Annotated in this window: 21 protein-coding genes; 19 read left to right on the top strand and 2 right to left on the bottom strand. The window is 56.7% G+C overall.

What is annotated here, in order from left to right; translation table 11 throughout:
* Window positions 1–103: 103 nt before the first annotated feature.
* From GS3922_RS10775 to GS3922_RS10730, 10 genes are all read left to right on the top strand, one after another.
* A complete protein-coding gene (locus tag GS3922_RS10775) occupies window positions 104–1,402 on the top strand; it encodes a solute carrier family 23 protein (RefSeq protein ID WP_063166355.1) in 1,299 nt (432 codons plus the stop codon).
* Window positions 1,403–1,568: 166 nt separating this feature from the next.
* Complete coding sequence (locus GS3922_RS10770) at window positions 1,569–2,495, top strand: aspartate carbamoyltransferase catalytic subunit (protein ID WP_033006049.1); 927 nt, start codon at window positions 1,569–1,571, stop codon at window positions 2,493–2,495.
* Window positions 2,458–3,744, top strand: a complete 1,287-nt coding sequence (locus GS3922_RS10765; RefSeq protein WP_063166354.1) for a dihydroorotase — start codon at window positions 2,458–2,460, stop codon at window positions 3,742–3,744. Before GS3922_RS10770 ends, GS3922_RS10765 begins: the two co-directional genes overlap by 38 nt.
* A gap of 2 nt (window positions 3,745–3,746) precedes the next feature.
* Window positions 3,747–4,841 carry a carbamoyl phosphate synthase small subunit gene (locus tag GS3922_RS10760; RefSeq protein WP_063166353.1) on the top strand — a complete coding sequence of 365 codons (1,095 nt, stop codon included), beginning with the start codon at window positions 3,747–3,749 and terminating at the stop codon, window positions 4,839–4,841.
* Window positions 4,834–8,031: a carbamoyl-phosphate synthase large subunit gene (gene carB, locus GS3922_RS10755; RefSeq protein WP_063166352.1), complete on the top strand. Its 3,198-nt coding sequence runs from the start codon at window positions 4,834–4,836 to the stop codon at window positions 8,029–8,031. Before GS3922_RS10760 ends, carB begins: the two co-directional genes overlap by 8 nt.
* A complete protein-coding gene (locus tag GS3922_RS10750) occupies window positions 8,028–8,801 on the top strand; it encodes a dihydroorotate dehydrogenase electron transfer subunit (protein WP_063166351.1) in 774 nt (257 codons plus the stop codon). The genes carB and GS3922_RS10750 overlap by 4 nt, the downstream gene beginning before the upstream one ends.
* Complete coding sequence (locus tag GS3922_RS10745) at window positions 8,798–9,739, top strand: dihydroorotate dehydrogenase (RefSeq protein ID WP_063166350.1); 942 nt, start codon at window positions 8,798–8,800, stop codon at window positions 9,737–9,739. Before GS3922_RS10750 ends, GS3922_RS10745 begins: the two co-directional genes overlap by 4 nt.
* Window positions 9,711–10,445: an orotidine-5'-phosphate decarboxylase gene (gene pyrF / locus GS3922_RS10740; protein ID WP_063166349.1), complete on the top strand. Its 735-nt coding sequence runs from the start codon at window positions 9,711–9,713 to the stop codon at window positions 10,443–10,445. Before GS3922_RS10745 ends, pyrF begins: the two co-directional genes overlap by 29 nt.
* A 385-nt stretch (window positions 10,446–10,830) precedes the next feature.
* Entirely contained in the window at window positions 10,831–11,454 is a 624-nt protein-coding gene (pyrE, locus tag GS3922_RS10735; RefSeq protein WP_063166348.1) for an orotate phosphoribosyltransferase, read from the top strand.
* 138 nt (window positions 11,455–11,592) lie between these two features.
* On the top strand, window positions 11,593–13,251 hold the full coding sequence (locus GS3922_RS10730; protein WP_063165521.1) for an IS1634 family transposase: 1,659 nt from the start codon (window positions 11,593–11,595) through the stop codon (window positions 13,249–13,251).
* Window positions 13,252–13,969: 718 nt separating this feature from the next.
* Here GS3922_RS10730 and GS3922_RS10720 read toward each other — a convergent pair.
* Window positions 13,970–14,848 carry an IS982 family transposase gene (locus GS3922_RS10720; protein ID WP_063166347.1) on the bottom strand — a complete coding sequence of 293 codons (879 nt, stop codon included), beginning with the start codon at window positions 14,846–14,848 and terminating at the stop codon, window positions 13,970–13,972.
* 207 nt (window positions 14,849–15,055) lie between these two features.
* Here GS3922_RS10720 and GS3922_RS17630 point away from each other — a divergent pair, with 207 nt between their 5' ends.
* Window positions 15,056–15,214: a hypothetical protein gene (locus GS3922_RS17630; RefSeq protein ID WP_156485822.1), complete on the top strand. Its 159-nt coding sequence runs from the start codon at window positions 15,056–15,058 to the stop codon at window positions 15,212–15,214.
* Window positions 15,215–15,414: 200 nt separating this feature from the next.
* Here the strand turns inward: GS3922_RS17630 and GS3922_RS10715 are convergent, their stop codons facing one another.
* Window positions 15,415–17,154 (bottom strand): Rqc2 family fibronectin-binding protein, encoded by a 1,740-nt coding sequence (locus tag GS3922_RS10715; RefSeq protein WP_063166346.1) that lies wholly within the window; start codon window positions 17,152–17,154, stop codon window positions 15,415–15,417.
* A gap of 315 nt (window positions 17,155–17,469) precedes the next feature.
* Between GS3922_RS10715 and GS3922_RS10710 the strand changes: the two genes are divergently transcribed.
* From GS3922_RS10710 to def, 8 genes are all read left to right on the top strand, one after another.
* Complete coding sequence (locus tag GS3922_RS10710; protein ID WP_063166345.1) at window positions 17,470–20,142, top strand: cation-translocating P-type ATPase; 2,673 nt, start codon at window positions 17,470–17,472, stop codon at window positions 20,140–20,142.
* Window positions 20,143–20,231: 89 nt separating this feature from the next.
* Entirely contained in the window at window positions 20,232–21,107 is an 876-nt protein-coding gene (locus GS3922_RS10705; RefSeq protein WP_063167385.1) for a YicC/YloC family endoribonuclease, read from the top strand.
* Window positions 21,108–21,163: 56 nt separating this feature from the next.
* Window positions 21,164–21,427: an extracellular matrix/biofilm regulator RemA gene (gene remA / locus GS3922_RS10700; protein ID WP_063166344.1), complete on the top strand. Its 264-nt coding sequence runs from the start codon at window positions 21,164–21,166 to the stop codon at window positions 21,425–21,427.
* An 11-nt stretch (window positions 21,428–21,438) separates the two neighbouring features.
* Window positions 21,439–22,056 carry a guanylate kinase gene (gmk, locus tag GS3922_RS10695; RefSeq protein WP_081206827.1) on the top strand — a complete coding sequence of 206 codons (618 nt, stop codon included), beginning with the start codon at window positions 21,439–21,441 and terminating at the stop codon, window positions 22,054–22,056.
* A gap of 2 nt (window positions 22,057–22,058) precedes the next feature.
* Complete coding sequence (gene rpoZ / locus GS3922_RS10690; protein ID WP_063167384.1) at window positions 22,059–22,259, top strand: DNA-directed RNA polymerase subunit omega; 201 nt, start codon at window positions 22,059–22,061, stop codon at window positions 22,257–22,259.
* Window positions 22,260–22,308: 49 nt separating this feature from the next.
* Complete coding sequence (coaBC, locus tag GS3922_RS10685; RefSeq protein ID WP_063166343.1) at window positions 22,309–23,514, top strand: bifunctional phosphopantothenoylcysteine decarboxylase/phosphopantothenate--cysteine ligase CoaBC; 1,206 nt, start codon at window positions 22,309–22,311, stop codon at window positions 23,512–23,514.
* Window positions 23,511–25,916: a primosomal protein N' gene (gene priA, locus GS3922_RS10680; RefSeq protein WP_063166342.1), complete on the top strand. Its 2,406-nt coding sequence runs from the start codon at window positions 23,511–23,513 to the stop codon at window positions 25,914–25,916. Before coaBC ends, priA begins: the two co-directional genes overlap by 4 nt.
* Window positions 25,917–25,932: 16 nt before the next feature.
* On the top strand, window positions 25,933–26,406 hold the full coding sequence (gene def, locus GS3922_RS10675) for a peptide deformylase (protein ID WP_063167382.1): 474 nt from the start codon (window positions 25,933–25,935) through the stop codon (window positions 26,404–26,406).
* The last annotated feature ends 7 nt before the right edge of the window (window positions 26,407–26,413 follow it).

Genomic DNA, 26,413 nt, shown 5'->3' with positions numbered 1-26,413 from the left:
TTTCGGCTGTTTCTGCACCCTCTTTGTGCCTTCGCGGGCCAAGAGGGTTTTTTGTGCACACGAGAAGATACATTTGCTTATATTGCGAAAGGAGTGACGGAAAGTGAACAAATCGATATTGGATATTCAAGACCGCCCGACGGCCGGGCAATGGGTGACGTTAAGCTTGCAGCATTTGTTCGCCATGTTCGGGGCAACGATTTTGGTGCCGTATTTGGTCGGCTTAGATCCGTCAATCGCCTTGCTCACGAGCGGGCTTGGGACGCTCGCGTTTTTGCTCATCACGAAATGGCAAGTGCCGGCGTACCTTGGCTCATCGTTTGCCTACATCGCGCCGATCATCGCGGCGAAAACGGCCGGCGGCCCGGGGGCGGCCATGATCGGCAGCTTCCTTGCCGGGCTTGTATACGGCATTGTTGCTCTCATCATTAAAAAAGCGGGCTATCGCTGGGTGATGAAACTGTTGCCGCCCGTTGTCGTCGGTCCGGTCATCATCGTCATCGGTCTCGGCTTAGCGGGCACGGCGGTCGGGATGGCGATGAACGGCCCGGACGGCAACTACAGTCTGCTCCACTTTTCCGTTGCGTTGGTGACGCTCGCCGCCACGATCATTTGCTCGGTGCTGGCGCGCGGCATATTGAGCTTAGTTCCGGTGCTTGTCGGCATTGTCGTCGGCTATGTTTACGCCCTCGCCGTCGGACTGGTCGACTTGTCGAAGGTGGCAACGGCGAAATGGTTTGAATGGCCGGATTTCCTCATCCCGTTTGCTGACTATCCGGTGCGCATCACCGCGGAGATTGTGATGCTCATGGTGCCGGTCGCCATCGTCACCTTGTCGGAACATATCGGCCACCAGCTCGTCTTAAGCAAAGTCGTCGGCCGCGACCTCATCCAAAAGCCGGGGTTGCACCGCTCGATTTTAGGTGACGGAACGGCGACGATGATTTCCGCCTTGCTCGGCGGGCCGCCGAAAACGACGTACGGGGAAAACATCGGCGTGCTCGCGATCACCCGGGTTTACAGTGTCTATGTGCTCGCCGGCGCCGCGGTGATCGCCATCGTGTTCGGCTTTGTCGGCAAAGTGACGGCGCTGATCAGCTCCATTCCGACACCGGTCATGGGCGGCGTGTCGATCTTGCTGTTTGGCATCATCGCCTCGTCCGGATTGCGGATGCTCGTTGACAGCCGCATCGACTTCGGCGCGACGCGCAACTTGGTCATCGCCTCGGTTATCTTGGTGATCGGCATCGGCGGTGCGGTGCTGAAAATCAGCGACAGCTTCCAAATCACCGGCATGGCGCTCTCGGCCATTGTCGGCGTCCTGCTCAACTTAGTGCTGCCGGGGCGTCCGCAAGCCGCGGAAAACCTATTTGAAGAAAACCAGAGCGACCATGTCGCCTAATAGGAGAAAGCACCTTTTAATTAAGTCCCGCGAGGCTTAAAAAGGTGTGAAAACAGGCGCATCCAGGGCCGGAGTGCACCTTCTTCGGCTCTGCCATGCGCCGATCGTCACACCTTGCCCAGCCGGCAAGGTGTTTTTTTGCAAAAAAAGAAAGGGAGAGAGGCCAATGACCCATCTTTTTACATTGAGCGAACTGCCGCTTTCCGACATCACCCGGCTGCTTGATGAAGCGGAAGCGTTCCGCCGCGGCCGCGCTTGGCGCCCGGCGGCGCCGATGTACGTCGCCAATTTGTTTTTCGAACCGAGCACGCGCACGAAATGCAGCTTCGAGATGGCGGAACGGAAGCTTGGGCTTCATGTCATCCCGTTTGACCCGGAACGGTCAAGCGTGCAAAAAGGGGAGACGCTGTACGATACGGTCAAGACGCTTGAAGCGATCGGCGTTGACGCGGTTGTCATCCGCCACCACGAAGATGCGTATTTCGAAGCGCTCCGTCATGCGGTCGGCATCCCGGTCATCAACGCCGGCGACGGCTGCGGGCATCATCCGACCCAGTCGCTCTTGGACTTATTGACGATTCGCCAAGAGTTTGGCGCTTTCACTGGCTTGACGGTGGCGATTATCGGCGACATCCGCCACAGCCGCGTCGCTCGCTCCAATGCGGAAGTGTTGACACGATTGGGCGCGAACGTCCTGTTTTCCGGACCGGAAGAGTGGAAAGACGAAACGAATCCGCACGGGACGTACGTCGAACTCGATGAGGCCATCGCCTGCGCCGATGTCGTGATGCTGTTGCGCATCCAACATGAACGCCATGCGGAAACGATGGGGCTGACGAAAGAAGAGTACCATGCGCGGTACGGGCTGACGCTTGAGCGGGCGCGGCGGATGAAACCAGGGGCTGTCATTTTGCATCCAGCGCCGGTCAACCGCGGGGTCGAAATCGCCAGCGAACTCGTCGAAGCGAAGGCATCGCGCATTTTTAAACAAATGGAAAACGGCGTCTACGTGCGGATGGCGGTCTTAAAACGGGCAATGGAAGGGAGAATGGAGCATGGGCGTATGGCTGAAAAATGGCATGTCGTTCAATAAAGATGGGGAATTGATGCGGACACATATCAAAATCGAACACGGAACCATTGCAGCGATCCTCTATGAACAGCCGCTCGAAGCGGATGGGGAGGACGTGATCGACGTCGGCGGTCGTCTCATCGCTCCCGGCTTGATCGACTTGCACGTTCATTTGCGCGAACCGGGCGGCGAAGCGAAAGAAACGATTGAAACGGGCACGCTCGCCGCGGCGAAAGGCGGTTTTACGACGGTTGCCGCCATGCCGAACACAAATCCGGTGCCGGACCGGAAAGAACAGATGGAACGGCTGCAAGCCCGCATCCGCGAAACGGCGCGCGTCAACGTGCTTCCGTACGCGGCGATCACGATTGGGCAAAAAGGGGAAGAGCTGGCTGACTTTGCGGCGCTCAAAGAAGCGGGAGCGTTCGCGTTCACCGATGACGGCGTCGGCGTCCAGTCGGCTGGGATGATGTATGAGGCGATGAAGCGGACGGCGGCGCTCGATATGCCGATCGTCGCCCATTGCGAGGACGATACATTAAAAAACGGCGGCGCGGTGCATGACGGCGAGTTCGCCCGCCGGCATGGGCTCGCCGGCATTCCATCCGTCTGCGAAGCGGTGCACATCGCCCGCGACGTCCTGCTCGCGGAAGCAGCGGGATGCCATTATCACGTCTGCCATATCAGCACGAAAGAGTCGGTGCGCGCCGTCCGCGACGCGAAGCGGGCCGGCATCCGCGTCACGGCCGAAGTGACGCCGCACCATTTGCTCTTGTGCGACGAAGACATTCCAGGGTTGGATGCAAACTACAAAATGAACCCGCCGCTGCGCAGCCGCGCGGACCGCGAGGCGCTCATTGAGGGCCTGCTCGATGGCACGATCGATTTTATCGCTACGGATCATGCGCCGCATACAGCAGCGGAAAAAGCGAAAGGCATCGAGGCGGCGCCGTTTGGCATCGTCGGGCTCGAGACGGCGTTTCCGCTCCTATATACGCATTTTGTCAAAACAGGCGTGTTTACATTAAAGCAGCTTGTCGATTGGCTGACGATCAAGCCGGCGCAATGTTTCGGCCTCAAGGCCGGGCGGCTTGCCGTCGGGGCGCCGGCGGATATTGCGGTCATTGATTTGGAAACAGAAGAAGCGATTGATCCCGAGACGTTTGCGTCCAAAGGGAAAAATACGCCGTTTGCCGGCTGGGTGTGCCAAGGCTGGCCGGTGATGACGTTTGTCGGCGGTACACTCGTATGGGAGAAAGGAAGGGCGTAAAGATGAAACGGCAGCTCATTTTGGAAGACGGTTCGTTTTTTGTCGGCGAAGCGTTTGGCAGCACGAAAGAGACGACCGGCGAAGTCGTCTTTAACACCGGCATGACCGGATACCAAGAAATTTTGACCGATCCGTCGTATTGCGGACAAATCGTGACGATGACGTATCCGTTGATCGGCAACTATGGCATCAACCGCGACGACTTTGAAGCGATTCGCCCGTATGTGCACGGATTCATCGTGAAAGAGGCGTGTGTGAAGCCGTCCAACTGGCGCGGCGAAATGACGCTCGATGACTACTTAAAAGAAAAAGACATCCCGGGGCTGGCCGGCATCGATACGCGCAAACTGACGCGCCTCATTCGCCAGCACGGAACGCTAAAAGGGATGATTTGCGGGCTGGACGTCCATCCGGCGGAAGCGGCGGCCCACCTGCGGGCGATGGAGTGGCCGCGCGACCAAGTGCGGCGCGTCTCGACGAAAAGCGCCTATCCGAGCCCGGGGCGCGGCGAGCGCGTAGTCTTGATCGATTTTGGAATGAAGCACGGCATTTTGCGCGAACTGAACAAGCGAAACTGCGATGTCATCGTGTTGCCGTACAATGCGACGGCGGAAGACGTATTGAGCTGGCATCCGGATGGGGTCATGCTCTCGAACGGACCGGGCGACCCGAAAGACGTGCCGGAAGCGATCGAGATGATCCGCGGGATCTTGGGCAAAGCGCCGCTCTTTGGCATCTGCCTCGGCCATCAGCTGTTCGCCTTGGCGTGCGGGGCGAATACGGAGAAGATGAAATTCGGCCATCGCGGCTCGAACCATCCGGTCAAAGACTTGCGCACCGGCAAAGTCGCCATCACGGCGCAAAACCATGGTTATACGGTCACGCATGAATCGCTTGCCGGCACGCGTCTTGAAGTGACGCATGTCGCCTTAAACGACGGCACGGTCGAAGGGCTCCGCCATCTCGATTTCCCGGCGTTTACGGTGCAATACCATCCGGAAGCGTCGCCGGGGCCAGAAGATGCCAATCCGCTGTTTGACGAGTTTTTGGCGCTCATCCGCCAGTTCAACAAGAAAGGGGAAGTCATCCATGCCTAAACGCCGCGACATTGAAACGATTTTAGTCATCGGCTCGGGGCCGATCGTCATCGGCCAGGCGGCTGAGTTCGACTATGCGGGAACGCAAGCGTGCCTCGCGTTGAAAGAAGAAGGATACAAAGTCATTCTCGTCAACTCGAATCCGGCGACGATCATGACCGATACGGAAATCGCCGATAAAGTGTATATGGAGCCGCTGACGCTTGAGTTTGTCGCCCGCATCATCCGCAAGGAGCGGCCGGATGCGATTTTGCCGACGCTCGGCGGCCAGACGGGCCTTAACTTGGCGGTCGAGCTCGCCAAAGCCGGGGTGCTCGAGGAGTGCGGCGTCGAAATTCTCGGCACGAAGCTTGAAGCGATCGAAAAGGCGGAAGACCGCGAACAGTTCCGCGCTCTCATGAACGAGCTTGGCGAGCCGGTGCCGGAAAGCGCGATTATTCACAGCTTGGAAGAAGCGTACGCCTTTGTCGAACAAATCGGCTATCCGGTCATCGTCCGTCCGGCGTTCACGCTCGGCGGCACGGGCGGGGGCATTTGCACGAACGAAGAAGAGCTTGTCGAGATTGTGTCAACCGGCCTGAAGCTGAGTCCGGTGCATCAATGCTTGCTTGAACGGAGCATCGCCGGCTACAAGGAGATTGAATACGAAGTGATGCGCGACGCCAACGACAACGCGATTGTCGTCTGCAACATGGAAAACATCGATCCGGTCGGCATTCATACGGGTGATTCGATCGTCGTCGCCCCGAGCCAGACGTTAAGCGACCGCGAGTACCAGCTGCTCCGCAACGCGTCGCTTAAGATCATCCGCGCGCTTGGCATCGAAGGCGGCTGCAACGTCCAGCTGGCGCTTGACCCGGACAGCTTCCGCTATTACGTCATTGAAGTGAACCCGCGCGTCAGCCGCTCGTCGGCGTTGGCGTCCAAAGCAACGGGGTATCCGATCGCGAAACTGGCGGCGAAAATCGCCGTCGGGTTGACGCTTGATGAAATGATCAACCCGGTTACCGGGAAAACGTACGCCTGCTTCGAGCCGGCGCTCGATTATGTCGTCACGAAAATTCCGCGCTTTCCGTTTGACAAATTTGAATCGGCGAACCGCCGCCTTGGCACGCAAATGAAAGCGACCGGCGAAGTGATGGCGATCGGCCGGACGTTTGAAGAATCGCTGTTAAAAGCGGTTCGTTCGCTCGAGATCGGGGTGCATCATCTGGAATTGAACGAGGCGAAAACGGCCGCCGACGACGTGATGGAAAAACGGATCCGCAAGGCGGGCGATGAACGGCTCTTTTACATCGCCGAGGCGCTCCGCCGCGGGGTGACGGTGGAGACGCTGCATGAATGGAGCCAAATCGACCGCTTTTTCCTGCATAAGATTCAAAACATTATTGAGATGGAAACGGTCTTGAAAAACCACCCGGGCGACCTTGACGTGTTAAAAAAAGCGAAGGGGCTCGGCTTCTCCGATGCGGCGATAGCGGCGTTATGGAACAAAACGGAGCGCGACGTTTACGCGCTGCGCCGCCAACGAGGCATCATGCCGGTGTACAAAATGGTCGATACGTGCGCAGCCGAATTCACGTCGGAAACGCCGTACTACTACAGCACGTACGAGGAAGAAAACGAATCGATCGTGACGGAAAAACCGAGCGTCATCGTGCTTGGCTCCGGCCCGATCCGCATCGGCCAAGGGATCGAATTTGACTATGCGACCGTCCATTGCGTCTGGGCCATTAAGCAGGCCGGCTATGAGGCGATCATCATCAACAACAACCCGGAAACGGTCTCGACCGACTTCAGCACGTCGGACAAACTGTATTTCGAGCCGCTGACGGCCGAAGACGTGATGCATGTCATCGACCTCGAGCAGCCGATCGGCGTCATCGTCCAATTCGGCGGTCAGACGGCCATCAACTTGGCGGCGGAACTCGAGGCGCGCGGCGTCCGCCTGCTCGGGACGACGCTGGAGGATTTGGACCGCGCCGAAGACCGCGACAAATTTGAACAGGCGCTTTCCGAACTCGGCATTCCCAAACCGGCCGGCAAAACGGCCGTTTCGGTCGAAGAAGCGGTCGCCATCGCCGAAGAGATCGGCTATCCGGTGCTCGTCCGCCCGTCGTACGTGCTCGGCGGCCGGGCGATGGAAATCGTGTACAATCGCGGCGAGCTGCTTCATTACATGGAACACGCCGTGCGCGTCAATCCACAGCACCCAGTGCTTGTCGACCGCTACATCACTGGCAAGGAAGTCGAAGTCGATGCCATCGCCGACGGCGAGACGGTCGTCATCCCCGGGATCATGGAACATATCGAGCGGGCCGGCGTCCATTCCGGCGATTCGATTGCCGTCTACCCGCCCCAGACATTAAGCGCGGAAGTGATCGACAAGATCGCGGATTACACGATCCGACTGGCGCGCGGGCTGCATATTGTCGGGCTGTTGAACATTCAGTTTGTCGTCTCGGGAAGCGATGTCTACGTCTTGGAAGTGAACCCGCGCTCAAGCCGCACGGTGCCGTTTTTAAGCAAAATCACCGGCGTGCCGATGGCGAATCTCGCCACGAAAGCCATTTTAGGGACGAAGCTCGCCGAGATGGGCTATGAGACGGGCGTCTGCCCGGTGCGCCCCGGCGTGTACGTGAAAGTGCCGGTGTTCTCGTTTGCGAAATTGCGCAACGTCGACATTTCGCTCGGCCCGGAAATGAAATCGACCGGCGAAGTGATCGGCAAGGACGTGACGTTTGAAAAAGCGCTCTATAAGGGGCTTGTCGCCTCGGGCATCCATATCCAGCCGCATGGGGCGGTGCTGTTGACGGTGGCCGACAAAGACAAAGAAGAAGCGGTCGAGCTGGCGCGCCGCTTTGCCGACATCGGCTACCAGCTGTTGGCGACGAACGGCACGGCGGAAACGTTGAAAGCGGCCGGCATTCCGGTGACGGTCGTCAATAAAATCCACTCGGCGTCACCGAACATTTTGGATGTCATCCGCCAAGGGAGGGCGCAAGTCGTCATCAATACGCTGACGAAAGGAAAGCAGCCGGAAAGCGACGGCTTCCGCATCCGCCGCGAAGCGGTCGAAAACGGCATCCCGTGCTTGACGTCGCTCGATACGGCCCGGGCGATGCTGCAAGTGCTCGAATCGATGACGTTTTCAACGACGGCGATGACGGAAGGGCTGGTGCGGTCATGATCGGCCGCGAACGAATGACGGTCGCAAGCCAGCGGTTGATCGCCGAGCGGACGTATGAATTGACGCTTTCAGGCCGCCTCGTGCAAGAGATGCGCCAACCGGGCCAGTTCGTTCATGTGAAAGTGGCCGCATCCGCCGATCCGCTCCTGCGCCGCCCGCTCAGCCTTTGCCATATCGACCACAAGCAGGGGCAATGCACGATCATTTACCGCCAGGAAGGGAAAGGCACGGCGCTGTTGGCGCAAAAACAGCCGGGCGACACGGTCGATGTGCTCGGCCCGCTCGGCAACGGCTTTCCGCTCGAGGCAGCGCCGGCGGGCAGCCGGGCGCTGCTAGTCGGCGGCGGCATCGGCGTCCCGCCGCTCTATGAACTGGCGAAACAGCTCACAAAGCGCGGCGTCAAAGTGGTGAGCGTGCTCGGGTTCCAAACGAAAGCGGCGGTCTTTTACGAAGAGGAATTTGCCGCGTTCGGCGAGACGCATGTCGCGACCGATGACGGCTCGCACGGAACGGCCGGGCGCGTCACCGATGTGATCGAAGCGCGCTCGCTTGAGTTTGACGTGTTGTACGCCTGCGGCCCGAAGTCGATGCTTCGGGCGCTTGCGGAACGGTTTCCGAACCGGCCGGTGTACGTGTCGCTCGAGGAGCGGATGGGCTGCGGCGTCGGGGCGTGTTTCGCCTGCGTCTGCCATGTGCCAGGGAGCGAGACGGCGTATAAAAAAGTATGCAGCGACGGCCCGGTGTTTCGGGCCGGGGAGGTGGTGCTATGAACCGGCTTGCGGTCGAACTGCCGGGTCTTTCGCTCAAAAACCCGATCATGCCGGCGTCCGGCTGTTTTGGATTTGGCCGCGAGTACGCCCGGTTTTACGATTTAAGCGTGTTAGGCGCCATGATGATCAAGGCGACGACAAAAGAGCCGCGCTTTGGCAACCCGACACCAAGGGTGGCAGAAACGCCGGGCGGGATGTTAAACGCCATCGGCCTGCAAAACCCCGGCCTTGACAAAGTGCTCGAAGAAGAACTGCCGTGGCTTGAACAGTTTGACGTACCGATCATCGCCAACATCGCTGGCTCGACGGTGGAAGAGTACGTCGAGGTAGCCGAAGCGATTTCCAAAGCGCCCAATGTCCATGCGTTAGAGCTCAACATTTCTTGCCCGAACGTGAAAAAAGGCGGCATCACCTTCGGCACCGTGCCGGACGTGGCCGCCGAGCTGACGCGGCTTGTCAAGGAAGTGTCGGCTGTCCCAGTGTATGTGAAGCTGTCGCCTAACGTGACGGACATCGTCGCGATGGCGAAAGCCATTGAACAAGCGGGCGCTGACGGCTTGACGATGATCAACACGCTCGTCGGCATGCGCATCGACGTGAAAACAGGCCGGCCCGTTTTGGCCAACGGCACCGGCGGCTTATCCGGCCCGGCGGTCAAACCGATCGCCATCCGCATGATTTACGAAGTGAGCCAAGCGGTGTCGATTCCGATCATCGGCATGGGCGGCGTGCAAACGGCGGAAGACGTGCTCGAGTTTTTCTACGCCGGCGCGAGCGCGGTTGCGGTCGGCACAGCCAACTTCGTCGATCCGTTCGTCTGCCCGACGATCATCAACGACCTGCCGGCGCTGTTGGACGACCTCGGGATCGGCCACATTTCCGAATGCATAGGAAGGAGCTGGAAAACCAGTGCACACGCCGTTCATTGTCGCGCTTGATTTCCCATCAAAACAAGAGGTGGAGCGGTTTTTGCGGCCGTTTGCCGGAACGCCGCTGTTCGTCAAAGTCGGCATGGAGCTGTACTATCAGGAAGGTCCAGCCATCGTCGCGTTTCTCAAAGAACAAGGACATGCCGTCTTTTTAGACTTAAAACTGCATGACATCCCAAATACGGTGAAACAGGCGATGAAAGGGCTCGCCCGTGTCGGCGCCGATTTGGTGAACGTCCACGCCGCCGGCGGCCGGCGCATGATGGAAGCGGCGATCGAGGGGCTTGACGCCGGCACGCCAAGCGGCGCCGCCCGACCGCGCTGCATCGCCGTCACCCAGCTGACAAGCACGGACGAGCGAATGCTTCATGAGGAGCTGTGGATTTCCCGCCCGCTTGTGGAAACAGTCGCCCATTACGCCGCCTTGGCGAAAGAAAGCGGCCTTGACGGCGTCGTCTGTTCAGCGAACGAAGCGCCGCTCATCAAAGAACGGTGCGGCGCCTCGTTCCTTGCCGTCACCCCGGGCATCCGCTTTGCTGATGATGCGGCGCACGACCAAGTGCGCGTCGTCACCCCAAGGAAAGCGCGTGCGCTTGGTTCTGACTACATCGTCGTCGGCCGCAGCCTCACCCGCGCCGCCGATCCGCTCGGGGCGTATGCCCGCCTGCAACACGAATGGAACGGAGGAGAGAGAGAGTCAACTACCCCCACTTAGCTAACGCTTGAAGTGGGGGCTTGCAACTCCCCAGAAGTGCAAACGGACTTCGTCCTCCTTCCTTGACTTGGGGTTGCATCAGGGGGCAGGTTGACGACTACCCAACGACGCAGGTCATGCCTGCATCGTTACCGATTCTCTCGGTGTGTCTGTTGGCAGTACTTGGCTTCCACACACAACAGACGGACCTACGCTCGATGTTTTACGGTTACAACGTTTCCTGTAACCAACTCCATACATCGAGTAGCCGTGATTGGAGTGCCTTTATTGAACGGTTTTCTCCACGCCTTTATTATATCATACACAAAAGAAAGGGGGGAACGCGCATTCCTCTCCCACTTACTCCCTTTGGTCGTTGAAGTGGGAGTCTCCTGCGCGAAATAGGATGAAACACGACATCGCCGCCAAACTGCTTCAAATCGGGGCGGTCGCCCTGCAGCCGAACGAGCCGTTTACATGGTCTTCGGGCTTGAAATCGCCGATTTATTGCGACAACCGCCTGACGCTCGCTTACCCCGACGTGCGCCGCACGATCGCCGACGGCCTCGCCGAACTCATCCGCACCCATTTCCCTGAGGCAGATCTCATCGCCGGCACAGCGACCGCCGGCATCCCGCACGCCGCCTGGGTGAGCGAGCGGCTTGAGCTGCCGATGTGCTACGTCCGCAGCCAGGCGAAAGCGCACGGCAAAGGAAAACAAATTGAAGGCAAAGCCGAACCGGGCCAGCGCGTGGTCGTTATCGAAGACTTGATCTCGACGGGCGGCAGCTCGCTTGCGGCCGTCCGCGCCTTGAAAGAGGCGGGCTGCGAGGTGCTGGGCGTCGCCGCCATTTTCACATACGGGCTCGAAAAAGCGAAACAGGCGTTTGCCGAAGAGAATTTGCCTGCCTACACGCTTACGGACTACAACACCCTCATCGAAACGGCCGTTCGCCTTGGCGCCGTCAGCGAACACGATCTGGCGACATTGCGAAAATGGCGGGAGAATCCGGAGGAGTGGGGGAGCTAAAAGAGAAAAAGAGGAGCGCGGACCAAAGGATGGTTCGCCTCACATTTCGCACCCTCTCGACGAAAATCGGGAGGATTTTTTCGTTCCGATGTCGAATGAATCCTTGACACACAAGGAACGTAAAGGAGTTTTTCTCTTATGAACGTTCAAGTCAAAAAGGTCTATCGCAATTCTTATTTGAATATAATAAGTGCCCTATTCAAGAAACTGGGTCTGCCTCAATTGATTGACCATCTCGTGCCCGTCGATCCGCAGTGCCAAACGCGAGTCAGCGATGCCGTTCAGGCCATCCTCTACAATGTGTTTGACGGCCGGCAAGCCCTTGTTCACTTGGAACATTGGGCTCAGGAGGTCGATTGTGAGAAACTCATCCGTCCCGATCTCCATCCTTCCTGGTTGAACGACGATGCGTTGGCCCGTCATCTCGATCGCCTGTATGAGGCTGGCATTCACAACGTCATCAGCACTTGCTTGATTCATATTTATCGCAAAGAAGGCCTTTCCCTCCGAGCCTTCCACGCCGATACGACGGACAAGACCGTTTACGGCGCGTATGAATCGGCCTCGTTAGAGGCCTTACAAATCACACATGGCTACAACCGCCATCATCGTTGGCAAAAACAGATCGGTTTCGGACTGGTCGGCAACGAGGACGGCATCCCGTTTTACGGCGATGTGCACGATGGCAACCTGCCCGATAAAACATGGAATCCCGAGGTGCTGTCTCGTGTCCATGAACAGCTGAAGCAGGCCAAAATCGAAGACGAATGGATTTACGTGGCCGATTCCGCCGCGATGACGAAAGAGACCCTGGCGCAAACCAAAGCGGCCAACGCCTTTTTGATCACCAGAGGCCCTTCGTCGCTCCGGATCGTGAAAACCGCGCTGGCCGAAGCGGATGCTGAGGACACGACGTGGAGCGATCCCTTTACGTTGGCGGAGAGAAACGGCGCCACGTACCGGGTATGGGAAACGGCCTCGACGTATGAAGGCCACCCCGTTCGGCTGATCGTTGTTGAATCGAGCGCGCTCGACCAGCGAAAAGGAAAGACGCTTGAAAAAGAACGAACCAAAGAAGCGGAGCTTCTTCGCGAGGAACAAGCCCGTTGGGAGCGTCACCCCTTCTCCTGCCGGGAAGATGCCGAACAAGCCTTGGCGTCCCTCAAGGCGTCCCTTCGCCCCCGGTTTCATCGGGTTGAGGCCGCGGTCGAAGAGACCGTACGCCTGAAAAAACGGCGCGGACGGCCGAAAAAAGGGGCGGAACCCGAGGTGGAGACGCTGTATTTCTTGCACCTTGACGTCGAATTCGACCAAGACGCGTGGGAACAGGCAAGACGGAAAGCGTCCCGGTTTGTCCTTGTCACGACCGTTCCGAAGGAATGGAAGGGCCAACCCATGGATGCCCAAGAGATCTTGAAGCTGTATAAAGGGCAGATCTCGGTGGAAATGAACTTCGCTTTTTTGAAAGATCCGTTTTTCACGGATGAGATTTACGTCAAAAAACCAGAACGGGTCGCAGTATTAGGCTATTTGTTTCTGTTGGCCTTGGCGATTTACCGCGTTTTTCAGCGCCGAGTGCGTCAGTTTATTACTCCAGAACACCCGTTGAAGGGTCCTGGAGGCCGCAAGCTGACCCGGCCGACGGGACAGGCGATTTTTCAGCTGTTTCAATATGTGAACGTCGTCCTGTTCAAGCTGCCGGATGGGCGCATCCAACGCTCACTGGATCGCTCCCTTACCCCTGATCAGCGAAGGATTCTGCAGGGATTGGGCATGGATGAGAGCATCTACGTGTAACGTGATACGGAACGACCAGCGATGGTAAAAAAAGGATTGCCATCGCTCGTTGTGTTGGTCAAAAAGTTATTCTGAAAAACTAAATAAAAAATCCTTTGTTTTGACCTTGTTAGGGTGCGAAATGTGAGGTTCGCGCTTTTGTCATGTGTTATTGGCGAACGGGACTTCCATCGCCTTCGATGATGACGGAAATGGCGATAGAACGGACAAAGTCAATCGAACTAGTGATGACTTGATGACTATGGGAGGTACCCTGTTTGTCTCTTAGGGAATGGAAATGACTGTAATGAAAAATGCTCATCTACAGACTGTAAGATAAGGAGGATTTCATTGTTTAGGGATATAAAGATCAAAGTGATATCAGGAATACTAACCTCAATCAATTCAGGTTTTTTATATTATCTAATTGAGTCCAAAGGTGGAATCGTATCAAACGAATTAAATATTGTAGAGGGACTATTCGAAGTTCTTATCAAGTCCTTAATCTACTCTATATGTGTGCTTCCGTTAGTTATTTTATTCGGTATACCGATCTCTTTACTTATAGACTATGTATTACAAAGATTCAATCAAAGGAATGTTGTTATATCATTTCTCCTTCATGCCATAGCCTATTTTATTGTCGTAATAATATATTGGGGAATCAGTTTTGGAGTAGATAAAATAATATATATGGCGGAGCCAGAAATAGCCTATAACCCGTGGTGCTAGTTGAGCTTTAGCGCTCAACTAGCCCAAGTGTAACCAGGGAATAGGCTAACAATATACCGTCTAACGCCACTTCAAATCCGATAATCGAATTGGCTCGGATCCCCGTGATGCGATAGTGGTCAACCAGAACCGAGAACACCGTCTCGATCACTTTGCGTTTTTGTTGGATCCACTGCTCCCATGTCTCAGACGCACGATGTTTCTGGTTTTTTCGAGACGGAGTCCAAAGCGCCATTTGGTATTCTTCGTACAGCCTTTTTTGCAAGTCACGGCTAATGAATCCTTTGTCCCCAAAGTTATAGGGATGAGGAATTTGAGTCATCACGCTTTCGGCTGCGATTCGATCGTGGCAAGATGCTTCCGTCACCACATACCCCATCGGCAGCCCTTGATCGGTCACTTGAAGGTGCAGCTTCAACCCGTAGTACCATTGCTTTTTGGAAGCGCAATACCCGATGTCGGCGATCTCTTGAAACCGTTTGACGCGATGCATTCTTGCCGTATGGCACAATGGGAGCGGCAAGCTGTCCACGACGGCATAGGCATGATGTTGGCCGCGTTTTGCCAGCTCATGGCGGATCCATTTGATAGCGAAGCCAAGCGCCCGGCAACGGCGGTTGTATCGGGAGCGTTCAAGAAACGAGCCGTTTGTGAACAAATTTCCCGTGACAAAACGATACCACGCCCGTTCAGAAGTAAAACCGAGCAGCTTTCCTAAAAGATGAATGGCGATGATGACAGCGTCCTCTTGCTTGACCAAATGGCGATTTCGACGATGAAGATGCACCTGAATGCATGAAAGTTGAGCAGAAACAAAAACGAAAATGGCGGCATATTGCTTTTGAATCTTTGCTTGATCTGTAGTAAAATGAAAGTGCTCTTGCATGGGGATTCTCCTTTCGAATGGCAGGTCGCACTTTCATTCTACAGGAGATCCGCCAGCAAGGGCTATTTTTATGCTTGCTCAAGTTTATCTAGCACCACGGGTAGCCTATAATGTATTTCTATTTGTGTATACTCCGTGTGTTTTTTGGATGATAACATACCTAATAAAAAAGCAATATTGAACTGTAGATGAGCAAAAAAGATAGAGGTGGTCGAAAACAAGAATTGGATCGGTCAATTCGAAATTCAAGCGCCGGGGAAAGCGCAAGTGCTGTTGACGTTTGAGGTGCCGAAGAGCGCGGAGCAGCTGATCATGGTGATTCGGCATGACTGGCTGCCGGGTTCCATTGTCGTACAGGTGAAATAACGCGCGGTAACGAATAGAGCCCGCCGCTCCCCATAGCGGCGGGATGGTTTATGCTACGAATCGACGCCGGATCCTAAACATTGAAAAAAGTTCCGGCCGGGATGTGGCGGATTTAACTCGCGCAACCGCTTCTCGGAATCGTTTCTCAAGGAGAAACATTACCATATCAAGACAATCATGGCTATAGGGACATTCTTTGTTTACGACCGTTTCGCCGCTTGTTCTTTTTGCCTCTGTTTCATGGTGCGGACGAGTTCTTCATCCGGTGTGACGTAGAGCGTTTGCTCGTTTTCGTAAATGACAAATCCCGGCTTGGCGCCGCTCGGTTTTTTTACATAGCGGATGCGCGTGTAGTCGACAGGCACGGAGCCGGAATGGCGCGCTTTGCTGAAGTAGGCGGCAAGATTCGCCGCTTCCAAGAGCGTCTCGTCAGACGGCTGCTTGTTCCGGATGACGACGTGCGAGCCGGGAATGTTTTTCACATGCAGCCAAACATCGTCCTTATGGGCCAGCTTTGTTGTGAGATAATCGTTTTGTTTGTTGTTTTTGCCAACGAGTATTTCCGTGCCGTCGCTTGCGACGTAGCGGTCAAGCTCGGGTGCGGTTGGTTTGCGCTTTTTTGCTCCTTTCGCCGCGCGCGGGCGCAAATAGCCTTGTTCAATGAGCTCGTCGCGGATTTCCTCGACATCTTTCGGCGAGGCGGTTTCAAGCTGGCTTAAAATCGTGTCGCAATAGGCGATGTCTTCTTTCGTCCGCTCGATTTGTTCTTGAACGACGGCGAACGAGTTTTTCGCTTTTTGGTATTTTTGAAAGTACTGTTGCGCGTTCTCGGACGGCGATTTTTGCGGGTCGAGCGGAATGGTGATGGTGCCTCCGTTTTCGTCGTAGTAGTTTGCGACCTCGATTTCCGTCATGCCGCGCTTTATGGCGTACAAATGGGCGGTGAGCAGTTCGCCGTACAGTCGATAAACGTCGGCTTTCTTTGCTTCTTCGAGCGTCTGTTCGAGCTTTAGGAGCTTTTTCTCGTTTTTCGCCTTTTCGTTCGCCATGAGACGCTCGATGTCATGAGCTTGCTGCTTGACGCGGTCGCGCTCGGCCTTGCCGAAATAAAAGCGGTCCAATAGCTCGCTTGCACTCGTAAACGGTTGGCCTTCGATTTTTAAGTGCTTAAGCGGCAAAACGTAAAACCATTCTTTTTCCCCGTTCGTGTACATCATCGGGGCAAAGCGGCGGCGCCGAACGTCATCGATGAGCGCGAGGAAGCTTTTCGGCAGCGTCGTCCGGTTGGCGAGTCCAGCGCGGAACACCGCCTCATTGGCAAATAGCGGCGAAATGCCGCTGAAGGCGGAAACAAGCTGATGGGCGAGCTTGCCGGCGTGAAAGTCGATTTTTTTCAGCACCATTTCTTCCGTCGCCTCAAGCGGGTTCAGCTTGCCGTGCGTCGGTGGGGCGACGTACGGATGCCCGGGAAGCACCGTCCGGTAGCGGTTGACCGACGGCGGCAAATGTTTCAAGCTGTCGATGATCGTGTCGGTCGATGCATCAACGAGGATGATGTTGCTATGGCGGCCCATCACTTCAATGATGAGCCGCTTTGTCTGCACGTCGCCGAGTTCGTCGCGGCCTTTTGTGTCTATGACGATGATGCGGTCAAAATCGACTTGGCGGACCGCTTCGATGACGCTTCCTTCCAACTGTTTGCGCAGCCGCATGCAAAACATCGGCGGCTCGGATGGGTTGTTGTACGTTTCGTTTGTCAAATGGACGCGGGCGTACGTCGGATGCGCCGACAGCATCACTTTATGGTTATGGCCCCGGGCGCGCACAAGCAGCACGATCTCATACGCCGACGGCTGGTGGATTTTCGTGATCCGCCCGCCCGCAAGCGCCTCTTCGAGTTCACCGACAATGGCGTACGTAAACACTCCGTCAAAGGACATGGAAAACACCTTTCTATTTCGTTTGTTTGCTATTTCGATCTTACCATACGACCCGCCGTTTTGAACATTTCTTTGAATATTACCTGAAGACGGACGAAGATGCCCGACGAACATGTTGCATAAAATGGGGAGGCCCGCTTTTTTGACACGATTTTTTCCCTTATGGGGGAGATGGCGTGGCAAAGGGCCCCACGACTCCTTATGTTTGTGTCGCTAAACATCATGGCGGGGACTATCATTTTTTGGGACATGTATGAATAAGCATAGAGAAGCGGGAACGGCGTGCGAAAAAAATGGAAGGACGGAGGGAGACAGATGCAATGGCATACGCTCGCGGCAAGCGATGTCGCGCACGAGACGAAGACGAATGTCAAGACCGGGCTTACTGCGGCGGAGGCGGAAAAACGGCTGCGGCAGTTCGGGTACAACGAGCTGGCGGAAGGGAAGAAGGAGTCGGCCATCGTTGTCTTTTTTCGCCAGTTTCAAGATTTTATGGTGTTGGTGCTGCTTGCGGCGACCGTCATTTCCGCATTGTTAGGCGAGTATGTCGATGCGGCGGCGATTGTTGTGATCGTGATCATGAACGCCATTCTCGGGTTTATCCAAGAGCGGCGGGCCGAGAAGTCGCTGGCCGCCTTAAAACGGCTGTCCGCTCCGCAAGCGGTTGTGCGGCGCGATGGCAGGTGGGTGAAAATTCCGGCGCGCGAGCTTGTCGTCGGTGATGTCGTGAGGCTGGCAAGCGGCGACCGGGTCGGGGCCGACATCCGCTTGATTGAGGCGGCCGGCCTGGAAATCGAGGAGTCGGCGCTGACGGGCGAATCAGTGCCGGTGGCCAAATCCGCCGCCCCGCTTCATACAGAACAGGCGTCGTTGGGCGATTTGCACAATATGGCGTTTATGGGGACGCTCGTGACAAGAGGGAATGGGGTCGGGATTGTCATCGCCACTGGGATGAAAACAGCGATGGGACAAATCGCAACGATGCTCGAAGAGGCGGATGCGGGGGCAACCCCGCTCCAGCGCCGGCTCGAGCAGCTTGGGAAAATTTTGCTTGTCGTCGCATTGGCGCTGACGGCAGCGGTCGTGGCCGTAGGTGTCATTCAAGGGCACGACCTGTATGAAATGTTTTTGGCTGGTGTGTCGCTCGCGGTCGCCGCCATTCCGGAGGGGTTGCCGGCCATTGTGACGGTCGTCTTGGCGCTTGGCGTGCAGCGGATGATCAAACGAAACGCCATCGTCCGCAAGCTTCCGGCGGTGGAAACGCTCGGCTGCGCTTCGGTCATTTGTTCCGACAAAACGGGGACGATGACGGAAAACATGATGACCGTCACGCAAGTATGGGCAGGCGGGCGGACATTTGCGGTAAGCGGCGTTGGTCTTGAAACGGATGGCGAGTTTTCTGAACGCGGCCGGACGGTTGATCCGAACCGCGTTCCCCAGCTCGCTCGCCTGTTGACAATGGGGGTGCTTTGCAATAGTTCGGAGTTGAAAGAGGAAAACGGCCGGCGTTACGTCGACGGCGATCCGACGGAAGGAGCGCTGCTGGTCGCGGCGGCCAAAGCTGGATTGGCGAAAGGAATGCTTTTGCGTGAGTACACGATCGAACAGGAGTTTCCGTTTGATTCCGAGCGGAAAATGATGACGGTGATCGTCCGCGACCGAAACGGCCGTCGGTTTGTCGTGACGAAAGGGGCGCCCGATGTGCTGCTTGAGCGGGCGGACCGCCTTGAATGGAACGGCCGCGAGCAGATGCTGACCCCGGCGTGGAAAGAAACGATCGAGAAGGCGATTCGCCAGATGGCGTCTTCCGCCTTGCGCACGATCGCCGTCGCGTATCGGCTGCTTGCGGAAACGGAACGGATCGAGTCGGAGAAGGATGCGGAGACAAAGCTTCGGTTCCTCGGCGTCGCCGGCATGATCGACCCGCCGCGCCCCGAGGTGAAAGAGGCGGTGGCGCGCTGTAAAGAGGCGGGCATGAAAACGGTGATGATTACCGGCGACCATGTAGTGACGGCCGCCGCGATCGCCAAACAGCTTGGCATATTGCCGCCCGGCGGCAAAGTGATGGACGGGGCGACGTTATCGCGCCTGTCGGTCGATGAGCTCGAGCGTGAGATCGACAATATTTACGTGTTTGCCCGCGTCGCGCCGGAACATAAGTTGAAAATCGTCAACGCCTTCAAGCGGCGCGGCCATATCGTCGCCATGACCGGCGACGGGGTGAACGACGCGCCGGCGATTAAAACGGCTGACATTGGCGTCGCCATGGGCCGATCGGGGACGGATGTGGCGAAAGAGGCGGCGTCGCTCGTTTTGTTGGATGACAACTTTGCGACGATTGAGGCTGCGATTGAAGAAGGCCGCAACATTTACGAAAACATTCGCAAGTTTATCCGCTACTTGCTCGCCTCGAACGTCGGGGAAATTCTCGTCATGTTGTTTGCGATGCTGCTGGCGTTGCCGCTGCCGCTTGTGCCGATTCAAATTTTATGGGTGAACCTCGTGACGGACGGCTTGCCGGCGATGGCGCTTGGGCTTGATCGGCCGGAGGAAAATGTGATGAAGCGGCCGCCGCGCCGTCCTGATGAAGGGGTGTTCGCCCGCGGGCTTGGCTGGAAAATCGTAAGCCGCGGCGTTTTGATCGGCCTTGTCACGCTGGCGGCGTTTATGACCGCGTATGAACGGAGCGGCGATGATTTAGTTTACGGCCAGACGGCGGCGTTTGCGACGTTGGTGCTGGCGCAGCTCATCCACGTGTTTGACTGCCGTTGCGAGCGTTCGATTTTTGACCGCAATCCGTTGGGGAACGGCTATCTTGTGGCAGCGGTCGTTGTGTCGCTGCTACTCCTGCTCGTTGTGATTTACTATCCGCCGCTGGCTGCGGTGTTCCATACGAAACCGATCGCTGCACTCGACTGGCTGCTCATTGCCGGGCTGTCCGCCTTGCCGACGTTTTTGTTTGCCGGTTCGTTTTTTGCGAGAAAATAAATAACGCGTATGATATAATGAAAAAGGTGATAGAGATCCACTCTATGGCCTTTTCTTTTTTTATCAATGACAGCAACGGGTGTGATGGCATGGTTTACAGCATGACTGGCTTTGGCGCGAGCATGAAAAAAACGGATCGCCTGATGGTGACGGTGGAAATGAAATCGGTCAACCACCGGTTTTGCGAAATTTCCATCCGCCTCCCTAGACAATGGCTCGTGTTTGAAGATAAAATAAAAAAAGCGATTTTGTCCTATGTGCGGCGCGGAAAAGTCGAAGTGTTCGTCACGATCGCCGGCGAAGGGCTCGTGAAGCGGAAAGTACATATCGATTGGGATTTGCTCGGTCAATATTGGGCCGGGGTGCAGGAGGCGGCAAAGCGATTTTCCGTTGACGGCAGCGTGACGGCCGCCGAGCTGCTTCAGCTTGACGGGGTCGTCGAAATGGCGGAGGAGGAAGGCGGCAATGAGGAGATCGAGCCGCTTCTTCTCGCCGCCGTCGATGAGGCGGCAAAGGAACTTGTGGCCATGCGCCGGCGCGAAGGGGAGGCGCTGGCCGCGGATTTGCGCGCCCGCCTTCATGAAGTCGAAGCCGGGGTGGAAGTCATTGAGCAGCGGGCGCCGCTCGTCGTCGAGCAATACCGTGAGCGTCTTGAGCGCCGTCTCCGCGAATGGGCGCCCGCCCCGGTCGACGAGGCGCGGTTGCTCACGGAAGTGGCGGTGTTTGCCGAGAAAGCGGACATTCACGAGGAGTTGAAGCGCATCCGCAGCCATTTGGCGCAAATGGCGGACGCGCTCGAAGCGGACGAACCGGTCGGGCGGAAGCTGGACTTTCTAGTGCAGGAGCTAAACCGCGAAGTGAACACGATCGGCGCCAAGGCGAATGACAGCGTCATTGCCGCACAGGTCGTCGGGATGAAAAGCGCGCTCGAGAAAATGCGCGAGCAAGTGCAAAACGTGGAATAACCGTTTAAAACGGCTTGCCGGCGGCAACAATAACGAGTATGGCAGGTGGGCGTGTCATGATGATGAAATTTATTAATATCGGGTACGGAAACATGGTGTCGGCCGCCCGCATCATTACGATTGTCAGCCCCGATTCGGCGCCGATCAAACGGATGATCCAGGATGCGCGCGAAAGCGGCAAGCTCGTCGACGCGACGCACGGCCGGAGGACGCGTGCGGTGATCATTACAGACAGCGATCATGTCATTTTATCGTCCGTGCAGCCGGAGACGGTGGCAAACCGCTTGTACGGAAGCGACGATTTCTCCGAGGAAGGGTAGGGTTTTCAACGTTGAGGAACGAACGAGGGTTGTTAATCGTCATGTCAGGGCCGTCCGGCGTCGGCAAAGGAACGGTGCGCAAAGCGCTGTTTTCGCGCCCGGACATCAAACTTCATTATTCGGTGTCGGTCACGACCCGCAAGCCGCGGGAAGGCGAAGTGGAAGGCGTCGATTACTTCTTCCGGACGCGCGAGCAGTTTGAACAAATGATCCGCGAAAACAAGCTGCTCGAATGGGCCGAGTACGTCGGCAACTATTACGGAACGCCGATTGACTATGTGGAAAAAACGCTCGCCGAGGGAAAAGACGTGTTTTTGGAAATCGAAGTGCAAGGGGCGATGAAAGTGCGCCGCGCGTTTCCGGAAGCGCTCTTTATTTTCCTCGCTCCGCCGAGCCTGTCGGAGCTTGAGAAGCGGATCATCGGGCGCGGCACCGAGTCAAAGGAGCTGATCGAAAATCGGCTGCAGGCAGCAAAAGAGGAGCTCGAAATGATGGATGCGTACGACTATGTCGTCGAAAACGACGAGGTTGATCTTGCCTGCGAGCGGATTAAGGCGATCGTCATCGCCGAGCATTGCCGGCGCGAGCGCGTCGCCGAGCGGTATAAACGGATGTTGGGGGTGGAATGACGATGCTGTATCCTTCTATTGATTTGCTTATGAAAAAAGTCGACTCGAAATATAAGCTTGTCACCGTTGTCGCCAAACGAGCGCGGCAGCTTCAAGACGGGGCCGAGCTGATGGTGAAAAAGCCGGTGTCGAAAAAATTTGTCGGCCAGGCGTTAGAGGAAATTGCCGGCGACAAGGTCGAATTAGTGGAAGAGGAAAAATAACAACCTAGCTGTTAGGTTGTTATTTTTTTCAATATCGGGGGTGGTCAAGATGATCAAGGGGAAACATATTTTGCTTTGTGTAACCGGGGGGGTTGCCGCTTACAAGGCCGCGGCGCTGACAAGCCAGTTAACCCAGCGCGGCGCGGAAGTGAGAGTCATCATGACCGAAGGGGCGTGCCAGTTTATTACGCCGCTTACGTTCCAAGCATTGTCACGCCAAGAAGTATATGTTGACACGTTCGCAGAAAACAATCCGGCCGTTATTGCCCATATCGATTTGGCCGATTGGGCTGACCTCGTTCTTGTCGCCCCGGCGACGGCGAATACGATCGCCAAGCTGGCCGCCGGCATCGCCGACAATATGGCGACGACGACGATTTTGGCGACGAAAGCGCCGGTGTGGATCGCCCCGGCGATGAATGTCCATATGTACGAACATCCGGCCGTGCAGGCGAACATTGAAACGCTGCACCGGTTCGGCTATCGGTTCATCGAGCCGTCGGAAGGCTACTTGGCGTGCGGCTATATCGGCAAAGGGCGGCTTGAAGAGCCGGAAGACATCATCGCCCATATCGAGCGGTTTTTCGCCGCCGATCCGCCTTTGTTCCGCGGGAAACGCATTCTTGTGACCGCCGGGCCGACAAGGGAAAAACTCGACCCGGTCCGCTATTTTTCCAATTATTCGAGCGGCAAAATGGGCTATGCGATCGCCGAGGCGGCGGCCCGCTTTGGTGCATCCGTCACGCTTGTCTCCGGCCCCACAGCCCTTTCTTCGCCCGATGGTGTCGAGACGGTGCCGGTTGAGTCGGCAGCTGAGATGTATGAAGCGGTCTTGTCCCGCTTTGCGGAAACGGACGTTGTCATTAAAGCGGCGGCGGTGGCCGATTACCGGCCGAAATATGTAGCGGAGACGAAAATTAAAAAGCAGCCCGGCGATTATGTCGTCGAGATGGAACGGACAGTCGACATTTTAAAAACGCTCGGCGAGCGGAAAACAAGGCAAATTTTAGTCGGATTTGCGGCTGAAACGGACAACCTTGAACAATATGCGTTAAAAAAACTCGAAGAAAAGCGGCTTGACCTTGTCGTCGCCAACAATGTGACCGAAGAAGGAGCAGGCTTTGCCGGTGATACGAACATCATCACCATTTTCCGCCGTGACGGCGTCGTCCGTTCGCTGCCGCTCATGACAAAACGCGAGGCCGCCGAGGAACTTTTAAAAGAAATTTATGCGTATATCGAGGGGATTCGATGAAAGTAGCATCGGTCATTGTCGATGTCCCGACACGGCAAACGGATCGCCCGTTCGATTATTTGATTCCCGAGCGCTGGCATGGCGTCATCCAGCCGGGCATGCGGGTGACGGTGCCATTCGGGGCGCGTCGTCTGCAAGGATTTGTCATTGAGGTAAAAGACCATTCCGAGATCGAACAGCTGAAGCCGATCGAACACGTACTCGACGTCGTGCCGGTGTTAAATGAGGAGCTGCTCGACCTTGGCCGCTATTTGACGGAGACGACGCTTTGTTTTGCCATTTCCGCGTACCAGGCGATGTTGCCGGCGGCGATGCGAGCGAAATATGAGAAGGTGCTCCGCTTGGCGGAAGAGGAAAGACGGGGCGAGCTTCCCGATGAGTTGAAGTCGCTGGTTGCCGGAAGGACGGAAGTGGCGTGGAACGAGGTTGAGGCCGCCGGTTTATGGCGGGCGGCGCAAAAAGCGGTGCAACAAGGCGTGCTCGAAGCCGTTTACAACGTGAAAGACAAAGCGGGGAAGAAAACGGTGAAGTCCGCCGCTCTTGCCGTTTCGGCCGAACAGGCGGAACAGGCGCTTCATTCGCTGCCGGCGCGACAAAAGGAAGTGGTGTCGTTTTTGCTCAAGCGGGGGGAAGCGGTCCCCATTGCCAAACTGCAAGCAACACTCGGCATTTCCTCTGCCCCGCTGAAGGCGCTTGTGGAGAAAGGATTGGTTGTTGTTCGCGATGTCGAAGTGTATCGCGATCCGTATGCGCATCGCACGTTTCAGCCGAGCGAGCCGCTGGCGCTCACCCCGGCGCAGGCGCAAGCGTTGGCGAAGATCACCGCTTCAGTGCGCGCCGGGGAACATCGCACGTTTTTGCTTTACGGCGTCACCGGCAGCGGAAAGACGGAAGTGTATATGCAGGCGATCGAGGAAGTGTTGCGCCAAGGAAAAGAGGCGATCGTGCTCGTGCCGGAAATTTCGCTGACGCCGCAAATGGTTGAGCGCTTCAAAAGCCGGTTCGGCCCGAAAGTAGCGGTGCTTCACAGCGGGCTGTCGGTCGGCGAAAAATATGACGAATGGCGGAAAATTCACCGCAAAGAGGTGCAACTTGTCGTCGGCGCGCGCTCGGCGGTGTTTGCCCCGTTTGAAAACTTAGGGATGATCATTATCGACGAGGAGCATGAGACGAGCTATAAGCAAGAGGAGATGCCGCGCTACCATGCACGGGATGTCGCCATTTACCGCGCCCGCCGCCACGGCTGTCCGGTCGTGCTCGGCAGCGCCACTCCGTCGCTCGAGACGTTCGCCCGCGCCGCCAAAGGGGTGTATGAGCTGCTTGAACTGCCGGAGCGGATTGCTGAGCGCGGCATGCCGGACGTCCATATTGTCGATATGCGCGAGGAACTGCGCAGCGGCAACCGTTCGATGTTTTCGCGCCGGCTGCTTGATGAGCTGCGCCTTCGGCTCGAACGCGGCGAGCAGGCGGTACTGTTTTTAAACCGGCGCGGCTATTCGACGTTTGTCATGTGCCGCGGCTGCGGCTATGTCATCCGCTGTCCGCATTGTGACATTTCACTCACATACCATCGCGCCGGGGAGCGGATGAAATGCCATTATTGCGGCCATGAAGAGCCGCTGGCCCCCCGCTGTCCGTCGTGTGGGAGCGAACATATCCGCTTTTTCGGCACCGGCACGCAAAAAGTGGAAGAAGAGTTGGCCAAGCTGTTGCCAACGGCGCGCGTCATCCGCATGGATGTCGACACGACCGGGCGGAAAGGGGCGCATGAAGAGCTGCTTTCCCGCTTTGCCGCCAAAGAAGCCGATATTTTGCTCGGCACGCAAATGATCGCCAAAGGGCTTGATTTTCCTGACGTGACGCTCGTCGGCGTGCTCGCTGCCGATACGATGCTCCATCTGCCTGATTTCCGCGCCGCGGAGAAAACGTTCCAGCTGCTGACGCAAGTGAGCGGGCGCGCCGGCCGGCATGAGCTGCCCGGTGAAGTCGTCATCCAGACGTATACGCCGGACCACTACAGCATTGCGCTCGCCGCCCGCCATGATTACCGCGCTTTTTACCGGCGGGAGATGACGCTGCGCAAGGCGCACGGTTATCCGCCGTACTATTATTTGGCGCTCATTACCGCCGCGCACGAAGAAGCGCCAGCCGCGGCCAAAGCGGCTGAAAAAATCGCCGCCTATTTGCGCAAGCAGCTGTCGAACGAAGCGGTCATCCTCGGCCCGGTCGCCTCACCGATCGCCCGCCTTCATGATAGATATCGTTACCAATGCATGATAAAATACAAGCGGGAACCGAACGTAACGGCGGCGCTCAAAGCGGTCATCGACCGCTACCAGGCGGATGCCGCCCACGGTGGGGTGACGATTACCGTCGATACAAACCCGTATATGATGATGTGAAAATGGAGGAATGACGTTGTCTGTACTGCCGATTGTCACTTACCCTGCTCCGGTTTTGGAACAGCCGTGCGCGCCGGTGACGGCCTTTGACCGCCAGCTCGGCCGGCTGCTTGATGATATGTATGAGACGATGCTTGCCGCAGACGGGGTTGGCTTGGCCGCTTCGCAAGTCGGCATCGCCAAACAGGTTGCTGTCGTCGATGTCGGCGATGAGCACGGCCGGATTGAGCTCATCAATCCGGTTATTGTCGAGGCGCGCGGCGAACAAGTAGATGTCGAAGGCTGCTTGAGCTTTCCCGGCCTGTTTGGCGAAGTGCCGCGCGCCGAGTACGTGAAAGTGCGGGCGCAAAACCGGCGCGGTCGCTTGTTTACTCTCTCCGCGACCGGCTTTTTGGCCCGCGCCCTGCAGCATGAAATCGACCATTTGCACGGCGTGCTGTTTACGTCGAAAGTGATTCGTTACTGTGATCTTGAAGAATTGGAAGGATAGATGGCCA

Source organism: Geobacillus subterraneus (assembly GCF_001618685.1).
In the GTDB taxonomy this organism is placed as follows: Bacteria; Bacillota; Bacilli; order Bacillales; family Anoxybacillaceae; genus Geobacillus; species Geobacillus subterraneus.
The sequence above is the reverse complement of the archived record's forward strand: the minus strand, read 5'-3'. Positions and strand labels throughout refer to the sequence as shown.

Bases quoted from the DNA above. Each gene is read 5' to 3' on its own strand.
- coaBC (WP_063166343.1), top strand. From the start codon at position 22,309: ATGATCAAGGGGAAACATATTTTGCTTTGTGTAACCGGGGGGGTTGCC.
- GS3922_RS10720 (WP_063166347.1), bottom strand. From the start codon at position 14,848: ATGCAAGAGCACTTTCATTTTACTACAGATCAAGCAAAGATTCAAAAG.
- remA (WP_063166344.1), top strand. From the start codon at position 21,164: ATGATGATGAAATTTATTAATATCGGGTACGGAAACATGGTGTCGGCC.
- GS3922_RS10705 (WP_063167385.1), top strand. From the start codon at position 20,232: ATGGTTTACAGCATGACTGGCTTTGGCGCGAGCATGAAAAAAACGGAT.
- GS3922_RS10710 (WP_063166345.1), top strand. From the start codon at position 17,470: ATGCAATGGCATACGCTCGCGGCAAGCGATGTCGCGCACGAGACGAAG.
- GS3922_RS10715 (WP_063166346.1), bottom strand. From the start codon at position 17,154: ATGTCCTTTGACGGAGTGTTTACGTACGCCATTGTCGGTGAACTCGAA.
- rpoZ (WP_063167384.1), top strand. From the start codon at position 22,059: ATGCTGTATCCTTCTATTGATTTGCTTATGAAAAAAGTCGACTCGAAA.
- pyrE (WP_063166348.1), top strand. From the start codon at position 10,831: ATGAAACACGACATCGCCGCCAAACTGCTTCAAATCGGGGCGGTCGCC.
- priA (WP_063166342.1), top strand. From the start codon at position 23,511: ATGAAAGTAGCATCGGTCATTGTCGATGTCCCGACACGGCAAACGGAT.
- GS3922_RS10760 (WP_063166353.1), top strand. From the start codon at position 3,747: ATGAAACGGCAGCTCATTTTGGAAGACGGTTCGTTTTTTGTCGGCGAA.
- GS3922_RS10765 (WP_063166354.1), top strand. From the start codon at position 2,458: ATGGGCGTATGGCTGAAAAATGGCATGTCGTTCAATAAAGATGGGGAA.
- carB (WP_063166352.1), top strand. From the start codon at position 4,834: ATGCCTAAACGCCGCGACATTGAAACGATTTTAGTCATCGGCTCGGGG.
- GS3922_RS10745 (WP_063166350.1), top strand. From the start codon at position 8,798: ATGAACCGGCTTGCGGTCGAACTGCCGGGTCTTTCGCTCAAAAACCCG.
- GS3922_RS10730 (WP_063165521.1), top strand. From the start codon at position 11,593: ATGAACGTTCAAGTCAAAAAGGTCTATCGCAATTCTTATTTGAATATA.
- GS3922_RS10750 (WP_063166351.1), top strand. From the start codon at position 8,028: ATGATCGGCCGCGAACGAATGACGGTCGCAAGCCAGCGGTTGATCGCC.
- GS3922_RS10770 (WP_033006049.1), top strand. From the start codon at position 1,569: ATGACCCATCTTTTTACATTGAGCGAACTGCCGCTTTCCGACATCACC.